Raw genomic sequence first — 16,394 nt, forward strand, 5'->3', positions numbered from 1 at the left:
GTCCGATGGCCAACGCACTGGTCTGGCTTCGCAATGACCTGCGGCTGGCGGACAATCCGGCGCTGGTGGCAGCGCTCGAGGGCGGCTACGTCCCGATCCCCGTCTACATCCATGCGCCGGGCGAACACGGCGACTGGGCGCCCGGCGCGGCCTCCAACGCCTGGCTGCACCGCTCGCTCGCGCGCCTGTCCGCCGACCTCGACAGCCGGGGCAGTCGCCTGCGGCTGTTCGTGGGCCCCAGCCTGGAAACCCTCAGGACGCTGGTTGCCGCGACCGGTGCCGAGGCGGTGTTCTGGAACCGTCGCTATGAACCCGCGCTGGAGACGCGCGACACCCGCATCAAGAAGGCGTTGCGGGAGCAGGGCCTGCTCGTCGAAAGCTTCAACAGTGCGTTGCTGTTCGAGCCGTGGACGCTGTCGACCAAGCAGGGGACCCCGTACCGGGTGTTCACGCCGTTCTGGAAGTCCGCGCTCGCGCAGTGGCGCCTGCCGGCCCGGGAGGCGCCCCCCGCTTCATTGCCTGCCACGGACGCCGGCCCCGCCGGCGTAGCGCTGGAGGCGCTGAAGCTGCAACCCGCGCGCGATTGGGATGCAGGGTTCTGGACGCACTGGCAACCCGGTGAGGCAGGTGCGCAGGACGCACTGGACACCTTCGTCGAGGGCGCGCTGCATGCATATGCGGACGACCGTGACCGACCGGACCGGGTCGGGACCTCGCGGCTCTCGCCGCACCTGCACTTTGGAGAGATCGCGCCGTGGCGGGCGGCGCATGCGCTGGAAGCGGCGCGTACCGCGGCGACCGATCGGCATGTCGATACCGCGATCAAGGAGCTGGGCTGGCGCGAGTTCGCCCACCACCTGCTGCACCATTTCCCGGAAACGCCGGGGTCCAACTTCAACCCGCGCTTCGACGGTTTCGACTGGACGCCGCCCTCGCGCCCGCAGCTGGAGGCGTGGCAGGCGGGACGTACCGGCGTGCCGATCGTGGACGCCGGCCTGCGCGAGCTCTGGGCGACCGGCTGGATGCACAACCGAGTGCGGATGATCGTGGCCAGCTACCTGACCAAGCACATGCGGATGCACTGGCGGCATGGCGCGCGGTGGTTCTGGGACACGCTGGTGGACGCCGACCTGGCCAGCAACACGCTGGGCTGGCAGTGGGTGGCCGGTACCGGCGCGGATGCAGCGCCGTACTTCCGTGTGTTCAACCCGGTTACGCAGGCCGAAAAGTTCGACCCCGACGGTGCCTATCTCGCGCGGTGGGTCCCCGAACTGGCCGCGCTGCCGGTGGCTTCGCGCTTCGCTCCGTGGCGCACGCCGGGGCTGCTGGCCCGACGGGCGCCAGGCTACCCGACGCATCCCGTGGTGGACCTGTCCCAGGGGCGCGATGCGGCGCTCGCGGCGTATCGGCTGCAGCGCGAGCGGAGCCCGGCCGGAGCCTGAGCAGGGCTTCGTAGTGCGGGGGCTGTGGCGCGCCGCATCCCTCGCTGAGCGCTTCTGCCGCCGCGCCGGGGGCGACGGGGCTGGCGGCGAAGCATGACCCCAGGCATGACGAATTCTGAACGGCCCGCGCGCCCATCACCGTCCGAAGACGACGCGGATCCTAAGGTGACCGTCGCATTCAGGCCCACAGCAAACAAAGGACCTTCCTATGAATACCCGGACCAAACTCGCACTCGCTGCCGCCGTCATGTCCACCGCCCTCGCCGGTTGCGCGACCACCGGTGGTGGCTACTACGGCGGCCAGCCCGAGCAGTATCCCTCGCAGGAGCGTGACGTGAACCGCACCCAGCGTGGCGCCCTCATCGGCGCGGCGGTCGGTGCTGTTGCCGGCCTGCTCAGCGGCGATGACGCGACCGAGCGTCGCCAGCGTGCGCTGGTGGGCGCCGGTGTTGGCGGCCTCGCCGGTGGTGCCATCGGCAACTACCAGGACCGCCAGGAGCGCGCGCTGCGTGAGCGCATGCAGGGCACCGGTGTGGAAGTCGTTCGCCAGGGCGACAACATCACCCTGAACATGCCCAGCAACATCACGTTCGGTTTCGACGAGTCGCGCCTGCAACCGCAGTTCTACCCGGTGCTCGACAACGTCGCCGCCACCCTCAACGAGTACAGCCAGACCATCGTCGAAGTGGCTGGCCACACCGACAGCCAGGGTACCGACCAGTACAACCAGGCCCTGTCGGAGCGACGCGCGGCCACCGTTGCGGGCTATCTCTCGGGCAAGGGCGTCATGCATGACCGCATGATCACCATCGGTGCCGGTGAGAGCCGCCCGATCGCCAGCAACGACACCGAAGCCGGCCGCGCCGCGAATCGTCGCGTAGAGATCACCCTGGTGCCGCTGCGCTCGTAAACGACTGGGGTGATTGAAGCAGGCCAGCCTGCTGCACCCCGAAGCGATACCGGAGGCCGTCCCGAAAGGGGCGGCCTCTTTGCATGGTGGCCAGCCGTGCGTAACAGCGACCCGACGCCGTCCGGTCGACGCGTCAGGCGTTGCCGGCCAGCGTCACCGCCGTCACCGCCGGCCGGGCGAATCGGTATCGCAGCCATCCTCCCGGGGAGAGCTGTCGTCCCGGGGCATCCCGTTGCGATCGGGGTGCATCCACCGCTCCAACATGCGCAGCAGGGTCAGTACCAGCAGGGTGAGCGCCGTGGTCGATGCCGCAAGCACGTGCAGCCCGAAGCCGACCGAGACGCCGATGGACGCCACCATCAACAGCGTAGCGGCGGTCGTGATCCCCGAGATGGCCCCGTTGCCGCGTCGGGCGAAGATGGTGCCCGCGCCGATGAACGCCACGCCCGCCACCACCGCCTCCACCAGGCGCAGCGGATCAACCTGAAGCAGTGCGCCCAGGCCAAGGTGATCCTCGAGCACGAGTCGCTCCATGCCGACCAGCAGGGCGGCCGCGCCGGCTACCAGCATGTGGGTACGGAACCCGGCCGGTCGGTCGCGCAGTTCCCGCTCGAAGCCGATCACGCCACCCAGCACCATCGCGTATGCGACGCCACCAACCACGGCAAGTTGCTCCATCCATTGCATTCGGATCGTTCCTTTTCGAAGGTTCGGCGGTGGGACGGTTGGCCACGGGTGATGGTCGCCCCGGGGGCATCCAGAGGCTGCAGCGCATTATGTTCGACGGCGGTGAGGATGCCCTCTTGGCGGCCTGCTGACGCCGCGCCGGGTAGGGTGCGCGGATGTCCGACGACGACCTGGTGGTACTTCGGCGAGAGGGCCTGTATTGCCCCGCCGGCGACTTCTTCATCGACCCGTGGCGTCCCGTGGCGCGCGCGGTGATCACCCACGGCCACGGCGACCACGCTCGTGGCGGCATGGGGGAATACCACTCCACGCGCGCCGGCCTGCCGATCCTGAAGTGGCGGCTGGGCGAGCAGGCCTACCACCTTCACGACCATGGCGAGGCGTTCCAGCTGGGCGAGGCGAGGGTGTCGCTCCATCCCGCGGGACACGTACTGGGGTCGGCCCAGGTGCGCATCGAAGCGGGCGGCCAGGTCTGGGTCGCCTCGGGCGACTACAAGCGCCAGCCCGACCCCACCTGCGCGCCGTTCGAAGTGGTGCCCTGCGATGTCTTCATCACCGAGGCGACCTTCGGGCTGCCGGTGTACCGCTGGCCCGACACCGCCGAAGTCGCGCGCGACATCGTCGGCTGGCGCGAGCAGTGTGCCGGGCGCGGCGAGGCGGCCGTGCTGTTGTGCTACGCGCTGGGCAAGGCGCAGCGGTTGCTGGCGGAGCTGGGCCGGGTCACCGACCAGCCCGCCTGGCTGCATGGCGCGGTCGCGACCGGGGTGGAGGTGTACCGGCAGGCGGGCATCGAAATGCTGGCCACGCGCACGGTGGCCGATGCCGACAAGGGCAGCGACTTCGCAGGGCGCCTGGTGCTTGCGCCGCCGTCCGCCGCCGGCAGCCCGTGGATGCGGCGCTTCCGCAAGTCCCAGGTCGGCTTTGCATCGGGCTGGATGCGCCTCCGCGGCAACCGGCGCCGGCGCAACTACGATCGCGGCTTCCAGGTGTCCGATCATGCCGACTGGCCGGACCTGATGCGGACCATCCGCGAGACCGGCGCGCGTAGGGTGATCGCGACGCACGGAAACACCGACGCCATCATCCGCGCGCTCAACGAGGACGGCATCGCCGCCGAGGCGTTCCGCACCGGGTACGGGGACGAGTCGTGAAGCGCTTCGCCGCGCTCTACCGCGAACTGGGCGAAGCCACCGGCACCCTCGACAAGCGCGCGGCGCTGGTCGCCTACTTCCGCGAGGCGCCGCCGGCTGACGCGGCCTGGGCGTTGTGGCTGCTGTCGGGCGGCAAGCTGCGGCGGATCGTCGGCAGCGCCGAGCTGCGGCAGTGGATCGTGGAGGCCAGCGGCCACCCCGCGTGGCTGGTCGAAGACAGCTACCACCACGTCGGCGACCTGGCCGAGACCGCCACGTTGCTGCTGGACGACCCGGTAGAGCAGGACGACCGGTCACTGCACGACTGGATCGAGAACACCCTGTTGCCGGTGGCGGGTGCCGCCCCGGAGCGGCGCCGCGAGGCGGTGCTGTCGGGCTGGCGGGTCCTGGGCTTCGATGAGCGCCTGGCGTTCAACAAGCTGCTGACCGGCGCGCTGCGCATCGGCGTGTCCCAGCGCACCGTGCAGCAGGCGCTGGCGGAAATGTCGGGCGTCGCCATCGCGCGCATCGCGCAGCGCATGCTGGGCGATTGGCGTCCCTCGCCCCGCTTCCTGCAGGACCTGTTGTCACCCGGGGAGTTGCCCGGCGACCGCCAACAGCCGTACCCGTTCTTCCTGGCTTCGCCGCTGGAACAGCAGGTGGCCGCGCTGGGTGACATCGACGACTGGCTGCTGGAGTGGAAGTGGGACGGGATCCGGCTGCAGCTGATCCGGCGCGACGGCGAGGTCGCCTTGTGGTCACGCGGCGAGGAGCGCCTGGACGGGCGGTTTCCCGAGATCGAGGAGGCGGCAAGCACGTTGCCGGACGACTGCGTGATCGACGGCGAACTGCTCGCATGGGACGGGGAGGGGGATCAGCCGCAGCCGTTCAATGCACTGCAGACGCGCATCCAGCGGCGCAAGCCCGGCCCGAAGACGCTGGCATCCACGCCGGTCCGGGTGCTGGCCTACGACCTGCTCGAGCACGCCGGCGAGGACTGGCGCGAGCGTCCACTGCGTGAGCGTCGCGCGCGGTTGGCCGAGGTGCTGGCGGTGCACGCGGATCCCCGCATCGCGTTGTCGCCGCAGGTGCCCGCGGCGGGTTGGGACGACGCGGCCCGGCTGCGCGACGGCGCCCGCGAGCGTGGCGTCGAAGGCCTGATGCTCAAGCGCGCCGATTCGGCCTACCAGTCCGGCCGCAGGCGTGGTGACTGGTGGAAGTGGAAGATCGACCCGCTGACCATCGATGCGGTGCTGATCTATGCCCAGGGCGGGCACGGGCGCCGCAGCAACCTGTACACCGATTACACCTTTGGACTCTGGGACGGCGATGCCCTGGTGCCCGTCGCCAAGGCGTATTCCGGGCTGGACGACAAGGAGATCGCCAGGCTCGACCGCTGGATCCGCAGCCACACCCTGGAGCGCTTCGGTCCGGTGCGTTCGGTGCAGCCGGTGCACGTATTCGAGCTGGGGTTCGAGGCGGTGAACCGTTCGACGCGCCACAAGTCGGGCATCGCGGTGCGGTTCCCGCGGATCCTGCGGTGGCGCCGGGACAAACCGGCAGCGGAAGCCGACCGGCTGGAATCGCTCAGGGAACTGGCCACGTGACGCCACCTTCCGGGCGCGCACTGGTCGCCGCGCGGCAGCGGCTGTCGGCCTGGTTCGCCACCCGCGGCTGGCGCCCGCTGCCGTTCCAGCGGCGTATGTGGGGGCTGTACCTGGAGGGCGGATCGGGGCTGCTGCACACGCCCACCGGCAGCGGCAAGACGCTGGCCGCGTTCGGCGGGCCGCTCATCGAGGCACTCGCAGCCCAGCCGCCGGTCGATCCGCTCAAGCCCCAAGCGCCGGCCAAGCCACTGCGGGGCGCTTCGTCCCCGGCATCCCTGGAGGTGTTGTGGATCACGCCGCTGCGCGCGCTGGCCACCGACACCGTGCGTGCCCTGCGCGAGCCAATCGAGGCGCTCGGCCTGGACTGGCAGGTCGGGCTGCGAACGGGCGATGCGTCCGCGCGCGACCGCCGGCTGGCGCGGGCCGGCCGGCTGGACGTACTGGTGACCACGCCCGAATCGCTGTCCCTGCTGCTGTCGTATCCCGACACTGCCGCGCATTTCAGCGGGCTGCGCAGCGTGGTGGTGGACGAGTGGCACGAACTGCTCGGCAACAAGCGCGGCGTGCTGCTGCAGCTGTCGTTGGCGCGATTGCGCACGCTGGCGCCCGCGCTGCGGATCTGGGGCCTGTCGGCGACGTTGGGCAACCTCGGGGAGGCACGTGACGTGCTGTTGCCCCACCTGCCGGATGCACCCTTGGTTGCCGGCGTGCGGCCGCGCGCCATGACCCTGCACACCCTGATCCCGCCGGCCGGTACGCGGTTTCCCTGGGCGGGGCATCTGGGTCTGTCGCAGCTGTCGCGGGTGGTGGAGCAGCTGTTCAAGCAACGCATCAGCCTGCTGTTCACCAACACCCGCGCGCAGGCCGAGCTCTGGCACCAGGCGCTGTCGGCGGTGTGGCCCGAAATGCCCGACACGCTCGCGCTGCACCACGGCTCGCTGGACCCGAAGCTGCGCGCTGCCGCCGAGGTCGGCTTGCGCGACGGCAGTATCCGTTGCGTGGTCGCCACCTCCAGCCTGGACCTGGGCGTCGACTTCCCGGCCGTCGACCAGGTGCTTCAGGTGGGCAGCCCCAAAGGCGCGGCGCGGATGCTGCAACGCGCCGGCCGCGCCCGGCACCGGCCCGGTGAGTCGGGTGAGATCGTCTGCGTGCCGTCGCACGCGCTGGAACTGGTGGAGTTCGCCGCGGCGCGCCGGGTCGTCGCGCGGGGCGAGATCGAAGCACGGCTGCCACCGCGACTGAGCCTGGACGTGCTGGCGCAGCATTGCGTGACGCTGGCGCTGGGCGGGGGCTTCGAGGGCGACGCGCTGCTGGCCGAGGTGCGCGGTACGCACGCCTTCGCGGGGCTGGACGAGGTGGCTTGGCAGGCGGTGCTGGACTTCATCGTGCAGGGCGGCCGGGCCCTGGAGCATTACCCCGATTTCCGGCGCGTAGTGCGCGATGACGCGGGGCGCTATCGCGTGGAGGACCGGCGCGTCGCGTTCCGGCACCGCCTGTCGATCGGCACCATCACCAGCGACGGCGCGGTGTCGGTGAAGTACATGAAAGGCGGCGGACTTGGCTCCGTCGAGGAGAGCTTCATCGCCCGGCTGCGGCCGGGCGATCGCTTCCAGTTCGCCGGGCGCAGCCTGGTGCTGGTACGGCTTGAGAACATGACCGCCTACGTGCGCCGGGCGGCCGCCAGCGATGGCCGCGTGCCGAAGTGGGCCGGCGGACGCATGCCGCTGTCCTCGGAGCTGGCGCGGGAGGTGCAGGCGGTACTCGCCGACCCCGATGCGAGCCCGGAGATGCGCGCGATGCGGCCGCTGCTGGCGCTTCAGGCCGAGCTGTCATCGCTGCCAGTGCCCGGGCGGCTGCTTGTGGAAACCACGCGCCGGCGCGACGGGCGCCACCTGTTCCTGTTCCCGTTCGCCGGCCGGCTGGTGCACGAGGGTCTGGCGGCGCTGTTGGCGTTGCGTTGGGGACGGCTGCGCCGCAACACCTTCAGCCTGGCGTTCAACGACTACGGGCTGGCGCTGTCGCCCGCCGGGCAGGACATGCTCGACGAGCGCGAACTGATGGCGATGCTGACCGCCGACGGCCTGGAGGACGACCTGCGCGTAAGCCTCAACCTGGGCGAGCTGGCACGCCGCCAGTTCCGCGAGGTGGCGCGCATCGCCGGGCTCCTGCCGCCGTCGCTGCCCGGCAGGGCACCGCGGTCGATGCGCCAGTTGCAGGCATCCAGTGGCCTGCTGTTCGACGTGCTGCGCCAGCACGACCCGGGCCACCTCCTTCTTGAGCAGGCCGAGCGCGAGGTGTTCTCCAGCCAGTTGGAAGTCCGCCGCCTGCGGGGCGCGCTGGACGAACTGGCGGGGCTCGCCATCGACCTGCGCACGCCGCGCAGCCTGACGCCGTTGTCCTTCCCGCTGTGGGCCGAGAGCATGCGTGGCCAGCTCAGCACCGAGGACTGGAGCACCCGGGTGGCCCGCGCCGCCCAGCAGCTGGAGCAGCGCCATGGCGGGTGACCCGGGCCCGGCCGCGACCCTCGACCTGGCCATCGCCGGCGAGTCGATGCGCCTGTATGGCGAGCGCGCCCTGTACTGGCCGAAGAGGGAGCGGTTGCTCATCGCAGACCTTCACCTGGGCAAGGGTGACGTGTTCCGGCGCGCCGGCATCAGCTTGCCGGCCGGCGGCACCTCCGACGACCTGGGGCGGCTGGATCGGCTGCTTGAAGTGAGTGGCGCACGCGAGTTGTGGATGCTCGGCGACGTCCTGCACGGCCCCGTCAACGACACCGCGTGGCAGCGTACCTGGCGTGACTGGCGCGCTCGCCACGTCGGTTTGCGCGTCGCGGCGCTGGTCGGCAACCATGACCGGGCGCTGGCCCGCGCCGGGCTCGGGTTGGAGCTGCTGGGCGAGGCGGTGGATGACGGCCCGTTCGCCCTGCGGCATGCACCGCAGGACCACCCGTCCCTGCACGTGCTGTGCGGGCACCTGCACCCATGCGTCTCGCTGCCGGGGATGCGCCGGCGCTGGCCGGTGTTCTGGCTCCGCCCGGGCCTGACCATGCTGCCCGCGTTCTCCGCGTTTACCGGCGGCGCCTTGATCGAGCGCCGCGCAGGGGAGGCGATGGCTATCTGCGTTCAGGGCCAGCTGATGCTGCTGCGCGGGCATGCGCCGGTTCAAGGCGCCAGACCCGACGTGTAGAATGCGCGGCTTCGCAGCGCCGTCGAGTCTTTCCGGCCTGCCCTGTCCAGCGAGTCCCTCCCACGTGTCCACGCCGCCCTAGCGCCCGATGCCGTTGCCCTGTGGACCGCGCCCGCGGCCGCACGCCCCTGCCGCCGGCCGTTCCGGCGCCTTCGCATCACTTGTGGACACCGCATCTTGAATACGCTCACCCGGCTGCGCCAGGACTGGCTCGGCAACATCCGTGGCGACGTCCTCGCCGGCCTCGTCGTCGCGCTCGCGCTGATTCCCGAAGCGATCGCCTTTTCCATCATCGCCGGCGTCGACCCCAAGGTCGGCCTCTACGCCTCGTTCTGCATTGCCGTGGTCATCGCCTTCACCGGCGGCCGGCCGGGCATGATCTCCGCCGCCACCGGCGCGATGGCCCTGGTCATGGTCACCCTGGTGCGCGACCACGGCCTGCAGTACCTGCTGGCCGCGACCCTGCTGACCGGGGTGCTGCAGATCCTGGCCGGCGTGCTCAAGCTCGCCACGTTGATGCGCTTCATCTCGCGCTCGGTGATCACCGGCTTCGTCAATGCGCTGGCGATCCTGATCTTCATGGCCCAGCTGCCCGAGCTCACCGGGGTGCCGTGGACGGTGTACGCGATGACCGCCGCCGGCCTGGGCATCATCTACCTGTTCCCGTACCTCACCCGCGCCGTACCCTCGCCGCTGGTGGCGATCGTGGTGCTGACAGTGATCGCCCTGCTGCTCAATCTCGACATCCGCACCGTCGGCGACATGGGCCAGCTGCCCGACAGCCTGCCGGTGTTCCTGCTGCCCGACGTGCCGCTCAACCTGGAGACCCTGTGGATCATCCTGCCGGTGTCGGCGACGCTGGCGGTGGTCGGGCTGCTGGAGTCGCTGCTGACCGCGCAGATCGTCGACGACCTGACCGACACGCCCAGCGACAAGAACCGCGAATCGACCGGGCAGGGCGTGGCCAACATCGCCTCGGGCTTCCTCGGCGGCATGGCCGGCTGCGCGATGATCGGGCAGTCGGTGATCAACGTGAAATCCGGTGGTCGCGGGCGCCTGTCCACCCTGGTGGCCGGCGTGGTGCTGCTGCTGCTGGTGGTGTTCGCCAGCCCCTGGGTGCGGCAGATCCCGATGGCCGCGCTGGTGGCGGTGATGATCATGGTGTCGATCGGTACCTTCAGCTGGGCCTCGGTGCGCGACCTCAGGTCGCATCCCAGATCCTCCAGCCTGGTCATGGTCGCCACCGTCGTGGTGACCGTGCTGACCCACGACCTCGCCAAGGGCGTGCTGACCGGCGTGCTGCTGTCGGCGCTGTTCTTCGCCCGCAAGGTCGGGCAGGTGCTGCACGTCGGTTCGGTGTCGGCTGAAGACGGCGCGGCGCGCCACTACACGGTGACCGGCCAGGTGTTCTTCGCTTCGGCCGAAACCTTCATCGCCGCGTTCGACTTCAAGGAGGTGCTGCAGCACGTGCGCATCGACGTCAGTCGGGCGCACTTCTGGGATCTCAGCGCAGTGGGTGCGCTGGACAAGGTGGTGCTCAAGTTCCGCCGTGAGGGCACCCGGGTCGAGTTGATCGGCATGAACGAGGCCAGCGCGACGCTGGTGGATCGGCTGGGCGTGCACGACAAGCCCGATGCCGTCGAACGCCTGTCGGGCCATTGAGGAGAGCGCCATGACCACGCCACTGATCCACGCCGAAGGCCGCGTGCTGGCCGCCATCGATCGGTCGACCTACACCGAGAGCGTCGCCCGCCACGCCGGCTGGGCCGCCGCGCGCCTGGGTGCGTCGCTGGAGCTGCTGCACGTACTGGACCGCCATCCCGAGGCCGCGCCGGTCGCCGACTACAGCGGCAACCTGGGCCTGGGCGAGCAGGAAAGCCTGCTCGATGAACTGGCCCAACTGGATGAGCGCCGCAGCGCGCTGGCGCAGGAACAGGGGCGCCTGCTGCTGCAGGAGGCTCGCGGCTTCGCCATCGCGATGGGTGCAGCCACCCCCGATATCCGCCAGCGCCATGGGGGGCTGGTGGACACGCTGACCGAACTGGAGCCTGGCGTGCGCCTGTTCGTGCTGGGCAAGCGCGGGGGGCACGCCGACTTCGCCAAGGGCCACCTGGGAGGCAACCTGGAGCGCGTGGTGCGGGCAGTGCACCGTCCGCTGCTGGTGGCCTCGCGCGCGTTCCGTCCGATCCACCGCGTGCTGGTGGCGTTCGACGGCAGCGCGACCACGCGAAAGGGCATCGAGATGGTCGCCGCCAGTCCGCTGTTCCGGGGACTGGAGGTACGCGTGCTGATGGTGGGGAAGGACGACGACGCGGCACGGTCCCAACTCGCCTGGGCGACGGGCGTGCTGTCGGATGCCGGGTTCGATCCGTCGATTGCGCTGCGCGAAGGCCAGGCGGACACGGTCATTGCCGATGCCGTGCGCGAGGACAGCATCGACCTGCTGGTGATGGGCGCCTACGGCCAATCGCGCATCCGCCGGCTCATCGTGGGCAGCACCACGACGACCATGCTGCGGACCTGCGCCGTCCCGGTGCTGCTGCTGCGCTGACGCATCGCCGCGGTGGCACGGCTGGATCCCGCCAAAGGCGGGGACCGGCCGGCCGTTACCGTTGGCGCCGGGATGCATGTGCGGTCCGTGCCCGTGAGGCGTGGCCGGTTCTCGTGCTTCCCGTCCCGAGCCCGCAGCGGGCCCCCGATCCAGGCAGCGAACTCAATGGGCTACGTGTCGAGCGGAACGGGCTCCGGCAGCCCGCACCGACATGTCGGTACCGCTGCCGGGCTTCACCCCGCAGCTCCGGTTGGCCCAGGCGTCGCTCGGCTGCACGCTCAGTGGTGGCGTGGCCGAGTGCCAGCCGGGCGAGGATCTTTCGTCGATGTTGCGCCGGGCGGACGCGGCGCTGTACGGCGCCAAGCGCGAGGGACGGACCGGCTGCGGGTGGCGGCGCGCACCGACGTACCGTCGATTACAACCGGCTAGCGACCGTCAGCTACCAGGCGGCGGCGAGGACCGGACCGCAATCGGCGTCCAGCTTGAGCGTCGCCAACGGGTCGGCGCGGGTCACGCCGCGGGTCAGGATCGCCAGCGGCTTTCCGGCTTCGTGCGCCGCGCGGGCGAAGCGATAGCCCGAATAGACCATCAGCGAAGAACCCACCACCAGCATCGCGTCCGCCTGCTGCAGTGCCCCGGCAGCGGCGGCCACCCGGTCGCGCGGCACGTTTTCCCCGAAGAACACCACGTCGGGCTTGAGTACGCCGCCACAGCGGTCGCAGGCCGGTATGCGGAACCCGGCGATGGCCGCGTCGTCGACATCCGCATCGCCGTCCGGCGCGGGGCCGTCAATGCGAGGGGCCCAGCCGGGGTTGAGCGCGGCAAGTTGCTGCTGCAGCGCCGCGCGGCTGGAGCGATACCCGCACGCAAGGCAGGCAACGGCATCGATGCGCCCGTGCAGGTCGGTGACCCCCGGGCTTCCGGCCCGCTGGTGCAGGCCGTCCACGTTCTGGGTCACCAGCGCCGTGAGCCGGCCACGCCGACCCGCGTCTGCCAGGGCAATGTGCGCCGTGTTGGGCCGCGCGCGCTCGACCAGCGGCCAACCCACGAAGCTGCGTGCCCAGTAGCGCGAACGCATGGCCGGCTCGGTGGTGAATGCCTGGTAGGTGACCGGCGCGGTCCGCTTCCAGGCCCCGTCCTCTCCGCGGTAGTCGGGAATGCCCGACGCGGTGCTGCAGCCCGCGCCGGTCAGGACGAACACGCGCCGGTGCGTCGACAGGAAGTCGCGCAGCCGGTCCGCGGATTCGTCCAGGTTCGTCAGCGGCGGGTACCCCGCGGCGCCGACGGTCGCGCAGGTGCCTTCGCAGAGCGCGAGGAGGGCCGTGGTGCTTTCGATGCGACCTTCCGCGCCGCCGGCTTCTTCGCGGCGGGTGAGGCGGTTTTCGCTGTGGAGCGGGCACCGGTGCCGACGGGTTTCGCCTTGCCCCGGGTGGCCCCGGACGCGGAAGCCCTGGAGCCGGCGGAGGCGCGCGGTTTGGACGGCTTCGCAGGCGCCTGCCGCCTCAATTCCGCGGTCAAGGCGTCGACGCGCCGGCTCAACTCGGCCAGGTCGTTCCGGTCGGGCACACCGATCCGCTCCAGCGTCCGGTGCACGCGCTCTTCGAACCCCTTCTCAAGCCGGTCCCAGCCATCGACCGCCTTGTCGCGGGCGGTCTCCACCGTGCTCTCGACCGTGCGAAGGGCGGCCTTTGCCTGCTCACCGGCCACGCGCCGGGTCTGCTGTTCGATGCCCATCCCGTCGCGGACCAGGCCTTCGAACAGGCGCGAGCCCTCGGCCTGCGCACGGTTGAACGCGCCCATGCCTGCCAGCCAGATCTGCTGCGCGGATTCGGTCAGCGAGCGCGAGAGCTGCTCGCCCTGGGATTCGGTGCGCTGGGGGCCGGGCCTTGCGGCGTCGTCACCGCTGCGTGCGGATGCGGGGCGTTTACGGGCGTTTCGGGTAGCCATGGTGCCTCCTGGGGGTTGGGTGCCACGGCACCATCGCACGGGTTGCCCCGGGGTTTCATCCCGGCGGCGGCAGCAGGGGAGTTCAGCCGAAGCGTTCGCCGAGCACGCGGTGGATCTCGCTCTCGATCGGACCCTTCATGGCGCTGAGCAGGAAACCCAGTTGCGCGGTGACGTGCAGCTCCTGCGGGGCCAGCGCGATGCGGCCGTCCACGCCACTGCGGCTGAAGGTCAGGATGTCGCCCTGCCAGGCGCAGGTGACGCCGAAGCGCTCTGCAAGCTTGTCGGCCACCTCCTGCACCGCCACGCGGGCCCGCGCGGGTGTCAGGGAGTGGGCGTGGCGGATGTCGATGCTGGACATGGGGGAGGCCGCTTGGAATCGGACGCCCATTGTGCGGCCGAGCGCGTGACGCTCCAAGCGTGGCGCGGCGCCAGATGGCACGGCGCGGCAGCGTGCTAGATTGCGCCGGCGTGAACGAACTCCGACTGCGACGCCCCGACCGCGAACTTGCCGACCTGGTGCTGCCACCGGGCGTGCACGCCGTGGGCCGGGATGTTCGCGGCGACATGGCTCTGGTCGAGGCAGGCCAGCCCATGCTGGCGCAGTTGTGCATCGACCGCCGCGGGATCTGGATGCAACTGGCCGAGGGCGCGCGCGGTGTGCACGTCAACGGCCGACCGGTACGGCGCATGGCGATGTTGCGCCCGGGCGATGCGATCTTCCTGGAAGGCGTCGAACTCGTGCTGCTGGGGGATGAGCCGGAAGCGGCGCCCGACGATGACGCGCCGGTTGACGCCGAGTCACGGCTGGTGCTGCGTGGGGTGGGCGGGCCGTTGCACGGTCGCTGCCACCCCCTCGAGCAGGCGGTCACCATCGGCCGCGCCCGCGACTGCGAAGTGAGGCTCGACGAGCCCGGGCTGGCGGACCGCCATGCCCGCCTGGTGCCCTGCGAGCAGGGCGCGGTGTTGCGTGACCTGGGCTCCGAGCAGGGCAGCCGGGTCAACGGACACGCCGTGCGGCATGGCGTGCTTCGCGCAGGCGACCAACTGGCCATCGAGGGGTGCCGCTTCGTGCTGGAGGCGCCGCGTCCTGCGCCGCGAAACGCGGCGTTGGCGGCGCCCGGCCGCGACCCACCGGTCCTGTCGGCGGAAGGGCCGGCACCCGCGGGGATGGTCGAATCCGCCCGTCGATTGCCGTGGCTGCTGCTCGCAGCGTTGCTGCTGTCGGGGGCGCTGAGCCTGCTGCTGCTTTACGGCACGCGCTGAGCACCGGCGCGGCTGGCCGGGGCATTGGCCGCCGCCGCGCGACGCCGCCGCCATGCACGCGCCGCGCGCCAGCCCAGCAGGACCGCAAGGATGCCGGCATACAGCAGCGGCTCGCGGACATCGGACTTCACGATCCACCAGAAGTGCAGCACGGCAAGGGCGGCAATCAGGTACACCAGCTGGTGCAACTGCCCCCAGCGCCGGCCCAGCCGCCGCATCGCCGCCTGGGTCGAGGTCACGGCGAGTGGCACCAGCAGCAGCCACGCCGCGAATCCGACGGTGATGTAGGGCCGCTCGATGATTTCCTCGAACACCAGCGCCCAGTACCCGCGAAGGTCCAGCACCAGATAGGCGGCCAGGTGGAGCGTCGCGTAGAAGAAGGCGTACAGGCCCAGCATCCTGCGCAAGCGCAGCAGCGAAGCCAGCCCGGTAAGTTGGCGCAGCGGGGTGATCGCAAGGGTCAGCAGCAGCAGGCGAAGCGCCCAGGTCCCCAGGCGATGTTCAATCTCGGCCACCGGGTCCGCACCCAGCCCGCCACTGCCGGTCAACCACTCCTGGCGGATCTGCCAGGCCAGGATGGCCGCAGGCACCAGCGCCAGTGCATGCACCGCGGCCTTGGCCGCCAGCACAGTGGGCGGGGTCTTGCGGCGGGCCGGCGCCGCCATCAGCGCGCCGTCCGGGTCAGAACCACTTGCGCAGGTCCATGCCGGTGTACAGCCCTGCGACCTGGTCGGCATAACCGTTGAACAGGCGCGTCGGGACGCGGTCGGCGAAGAGCTTGCTGCCGGTCCCGGCGATGCGCCGCTCGGTCTTCTGGCTCCAGCGCGGGTGGTCGACGTTGGGATTCACGTTTGAGAAGAACCCGTACTCGCTCGGCTGCAGGTCGTTCCATGCCGTGCGCGGCCGCTTTTCCACGAAGTCGATGGCGACGATCGACTTGATGCTCTTGAACCCGTACTTCCACGGCACGACCAGGCGCAGTGGCGCGCCGTTCTGCTGGGGCAGCGGCTTGCCGTAGAGGCCGGTGGCCAGGAACGCGAGCGGGTGCATGGCCTCGTCGATGCGCAGGCCTTCGCGGTACGGCCAGTTGATCGAGCGGTAGGCGATTCCCGGCATCTGCTGGCGGTCGGCCAGGGTGGTGAAGGCCACGAATCTGGCCTTCGACGTGGGGGCGAACCGCTTGAGCACATCGGCCAGCGGCACGCCCAGCCATGGGATCACCATCGACCAGCCCTCCACGCAGCGCAGGCGGTAGACGCGCTCGGTAGGCGCCAGGCCCCCGACCAGGTCGCCCAGCGACACCGTGCCGGGCTTGGCGCACTCGCCGCCGACGGCGACCGGCCATGGCGACGTGCGCAGCGTCTTGGCCGCGCGAGATGGGTCGGACTTGCCGGTCCCGAACTCGTAGAAGTTGTTGTAGCTGGTGACGTCCTGGTAAGTGGTCAGCGGCTCGTCGGTGGTAAAGCCCGCGCGGGCCTGTTGCGGGCTGATGCGGACGCTGGAGGCCGGAGGCGGCGGGGCGGACCGGGCACAGCCGGCCAGGGCCAGCGCGGGGGCGGCCGCAAAGGCCGCCAGCAGGCGGCGACGGTCGCGGTAGATCGCCTCGTCGGTGATCTCGGCGGCGGGAATGCGCAGGGCGTCGCGCAGGGACATGGCGGCTCCGGGAAACGT

At 70.8% G+C, this 16,394-nt stretch carries 15 protein-coding genes; 9 read left to right on the plus strand and 6 right to left on the minus strand.

Going from position 1 to position 16,394, the window contains the following annotated elements; translation table 11 throughout:
* Nucleotides 1-5: 5 nt before the first annotated feature.
* Nucleotides 6-1,442, plus strand: coding sequence for a cryptochrome/photolyase family protein (locus tag ACJQWL_RS00995; protein WP_330967974.1), 1,437 nt, complete (start codon nt 6-8; stop codon nt 1,440-1,442).
* A 208-nt stretch (nt 1,443-1,650) separates the two neighbouring features.
* Nucleotides 1,651-2,352 (plus strand): YiaD family glycine zipper/OmpA-like lipoprotein, encoded by a 702-nt coding sequence (locus tag ACJQWL_RS01000; protein ID WP_330967973.1) that lies wholly within the window; start codon nt 1,651-1,653, stop codon nt 2,350-2,352.
* 162 nt (nt 2,353-2,514) lie between these two features.
* On the opposite strand, the gene ACJQWL_RS01005 is transcribed toward ACJQWL_RS01000, so the two are convergent.
* Nucleotides 2,515-3,030: an MgtC/SapB family protein gene (locus ACJQWL_RS01005; RefSeq protein ID WP_330967972.1), complete on the minus strand. Its 516-nt coding sequence runs from the start codon at nt 3,028-3,030 to the stop codon at nt 2,515-2,517.
* A 164-nt stretch (nt 3,031-3,194) separates the two neighbouring features.
* On the opposite strand from ACJQWL_RS01005, the gene ACJQWL_RS01010 reads away from it, so the two are divergent.
* The 6 genes from ACJQWL_RS01010 (at nt 3,195) to ACJQWL_RS01035 (ending at nt 11,513) form a co-directional block, all read left to right on the plus strand.
* A complete protein-coding gene (locus ACJQWL_RS01010; RefSeq protein WP_330967971.1) occupies nt 3,195-4,190 on the plus strand; it encodes a ligase-associated DNA damage response exonuclease in 996 nt (331 codons plus the stop codon).
* The gene (locus ACJQWL_RS01015; protein WP_330967970.1) at nt 4,187-5,776 is read left to right on the plus strand and encodes an ATP-dependent DNA ligase; all 1,590 of its coding nucleotides are present in this window, start codon (nt 4,187-4,189) and stop codon (nt 5,774-5,776) included. The genes ACJQWL_RS01010 and ACJQWL_RS01015 overlap by 4 nt, the downstream gene beginning before the upstream one ends.
* A gap of 20 nt (nt 5,777-5,796) precedes the next feature.
* Nucleotides 5,797-8,280: a ligase-associated DNA damage response DEXH box helicase gene (locus ACJQWL_RS01020; RefSeq protein ID WP_411300713.1), complete on the plus strand. Its 2,484-nt coding sequence runs from the start codon at nt 5,797-5,799 to the stop codon at nt 8,278-8,280.
* Complete coding sequence (gene pdeM, locus ACJQWL_RS01025) at nt 8,270-8,962, plus strand: ligase-associated DNA damage response endonuclease PdeM (protein ID WP_330967968.1); 693 nt, start codon at nt 8,270-8,272, stop codon at nt 8,960-8,962. The genes ACJQWL_RS01020 and pdeM overlap by 11 nt, the downstream gene beginning before the upstream one ends.
* 177 nt (nt 8,963-9,139) lie before the next feature.
* The gene (locus tag ACJQWL_RS01030) at nt 9,140-10,624 is read left to right on the plus strand and encodes a SulP family inorganic anion transporter (protein WP_330967967.1); all 1,485 of its coding nucleotides are present in this window, start codon (nt 9,140-9,142) and stop codon (nt 10,622-10,624) included.
* 10 nt (nt 10,625-10,634) lie between these two features.
* Nucleotides 10,635-11,513 (plus strand): universal stress protein, encoded by an 879-nt coding sequence (locus ACJQWL_RS01035; protein WP_330967966.1) that lies wholly within the window; start codon nt 10,635-10,637, stop codon nt 11,511-11,513.
* Nucleotides 11,514-11,952: 439 nt separating this feature from the next.
* Here the strand turns inward: ACJQWL_RS01035 and ACJQWL_RS01040 are convergent, their stop codons facing one another.
* The 3 genes from ACJQWL_RS01040 to ACJQWL_RS01050 form a co-directional block, all read right to left on the minus strand.
* A complete protein-coding gene (locus ACJQWL_RS01040; RefSeq protein WP_330968008.1) occupies nt 11,953-12,765 on the minus strand; it encodes an NAD-dependent protein deacetylase in 813 nt (270 codons plus the stop codon).
* 5 nt (nt 12,766-12,770) lie between these two features.
* Nucleotides 12,771-13,460 carry a phasin family protein gene (locus ACJQWL_RS01045; RefSeq protein WP_330967965.1) on the minus strand — a complete coding sequence of 230 codons (690 nt, stop codon included), beginning with the start codon at nt 13,458-13,460 and terminating at the stop codon, nt 12,771-12,773.
* A gap of 82 nt (nt 13,461-13,542) precedes the next feature.
* Nucleotides 13,543-13,818 (minus strand): polyhydroxyalkanoic acid system family protein, encoded by a 276-nt coding sequence (locus ACJQWL_RS01050; protein ID WP_330967964.1) that lies wholly within the window; start codon nt 13,816-13,818, stop codon nt 13,543-13,545.
* Between the two features lie 110 nt (nt 13,819-13,928).
* Here ACJQWL_RS01050 and ACJQWL_RS01055 point away from each other — a divergent pair, with 110 nt between their 5' ends.
* On the plus strand, nt 13,929-14,723 hold the full coding sequence (locus ACJQWL_RS01055; RefSeq protein WP_330967963.1) for an FHA domain-containing protein: 795 nt from the start codon (nt 13,929-13,931) through the stop codon (nt 14,721-14,723).
* On the opposite strand, the gene msrQ is transcribed toward ACJQWL_RS01055, so the two are convergent.
* Both msrQ and msrP read right to left on the minus strand, forming a co-directional pair.
* The gene (gene msrQ / locus ACJQWL_RS01060; RefSeq protein WP_330967962.1) at nt 14,708-15,388 is read right to left on the minus strand and encodes a protein-methionine-sulfoxide reductase heme-binding subunit MsrQ; all 681 of its coding nucleotides are present in this window, start codon (nt 15,386-15,388) and stop codon (nt 14,708-14,710) included. The genes ACJQWL_RS01055 and msrQ overlap by 16 nt on opposite strands.
* Nucleotides 15,389-15,404: 16 nt before the next feature.
* A complete protein-coding gene (gene msrP / locus ACJQWL_RS01065; protein WP_330967961.1) occupies nt 15,405-16,376 on the minus strand; it encodes a protein-methionine-sulfoxide reductase catalytic subunit MsrP in 972 nt (323 codons plus the stop codon).
* Between the last annotated feature and the right edge of the window lie 18 nt (nt 16,377-16,394).

Origin of the sequence: Novilysobacter viscosus, from assembly GCF_046600715.1 — a bacterium.
GTDB classification, from domain to species: domain Bacteria; phylum Pseudomonadota; class Gammaproteobacteria; order Xanthomonadales; family Xanthomonadaceae; genus Lysobacter_C; species Lysobacter_C viscosus.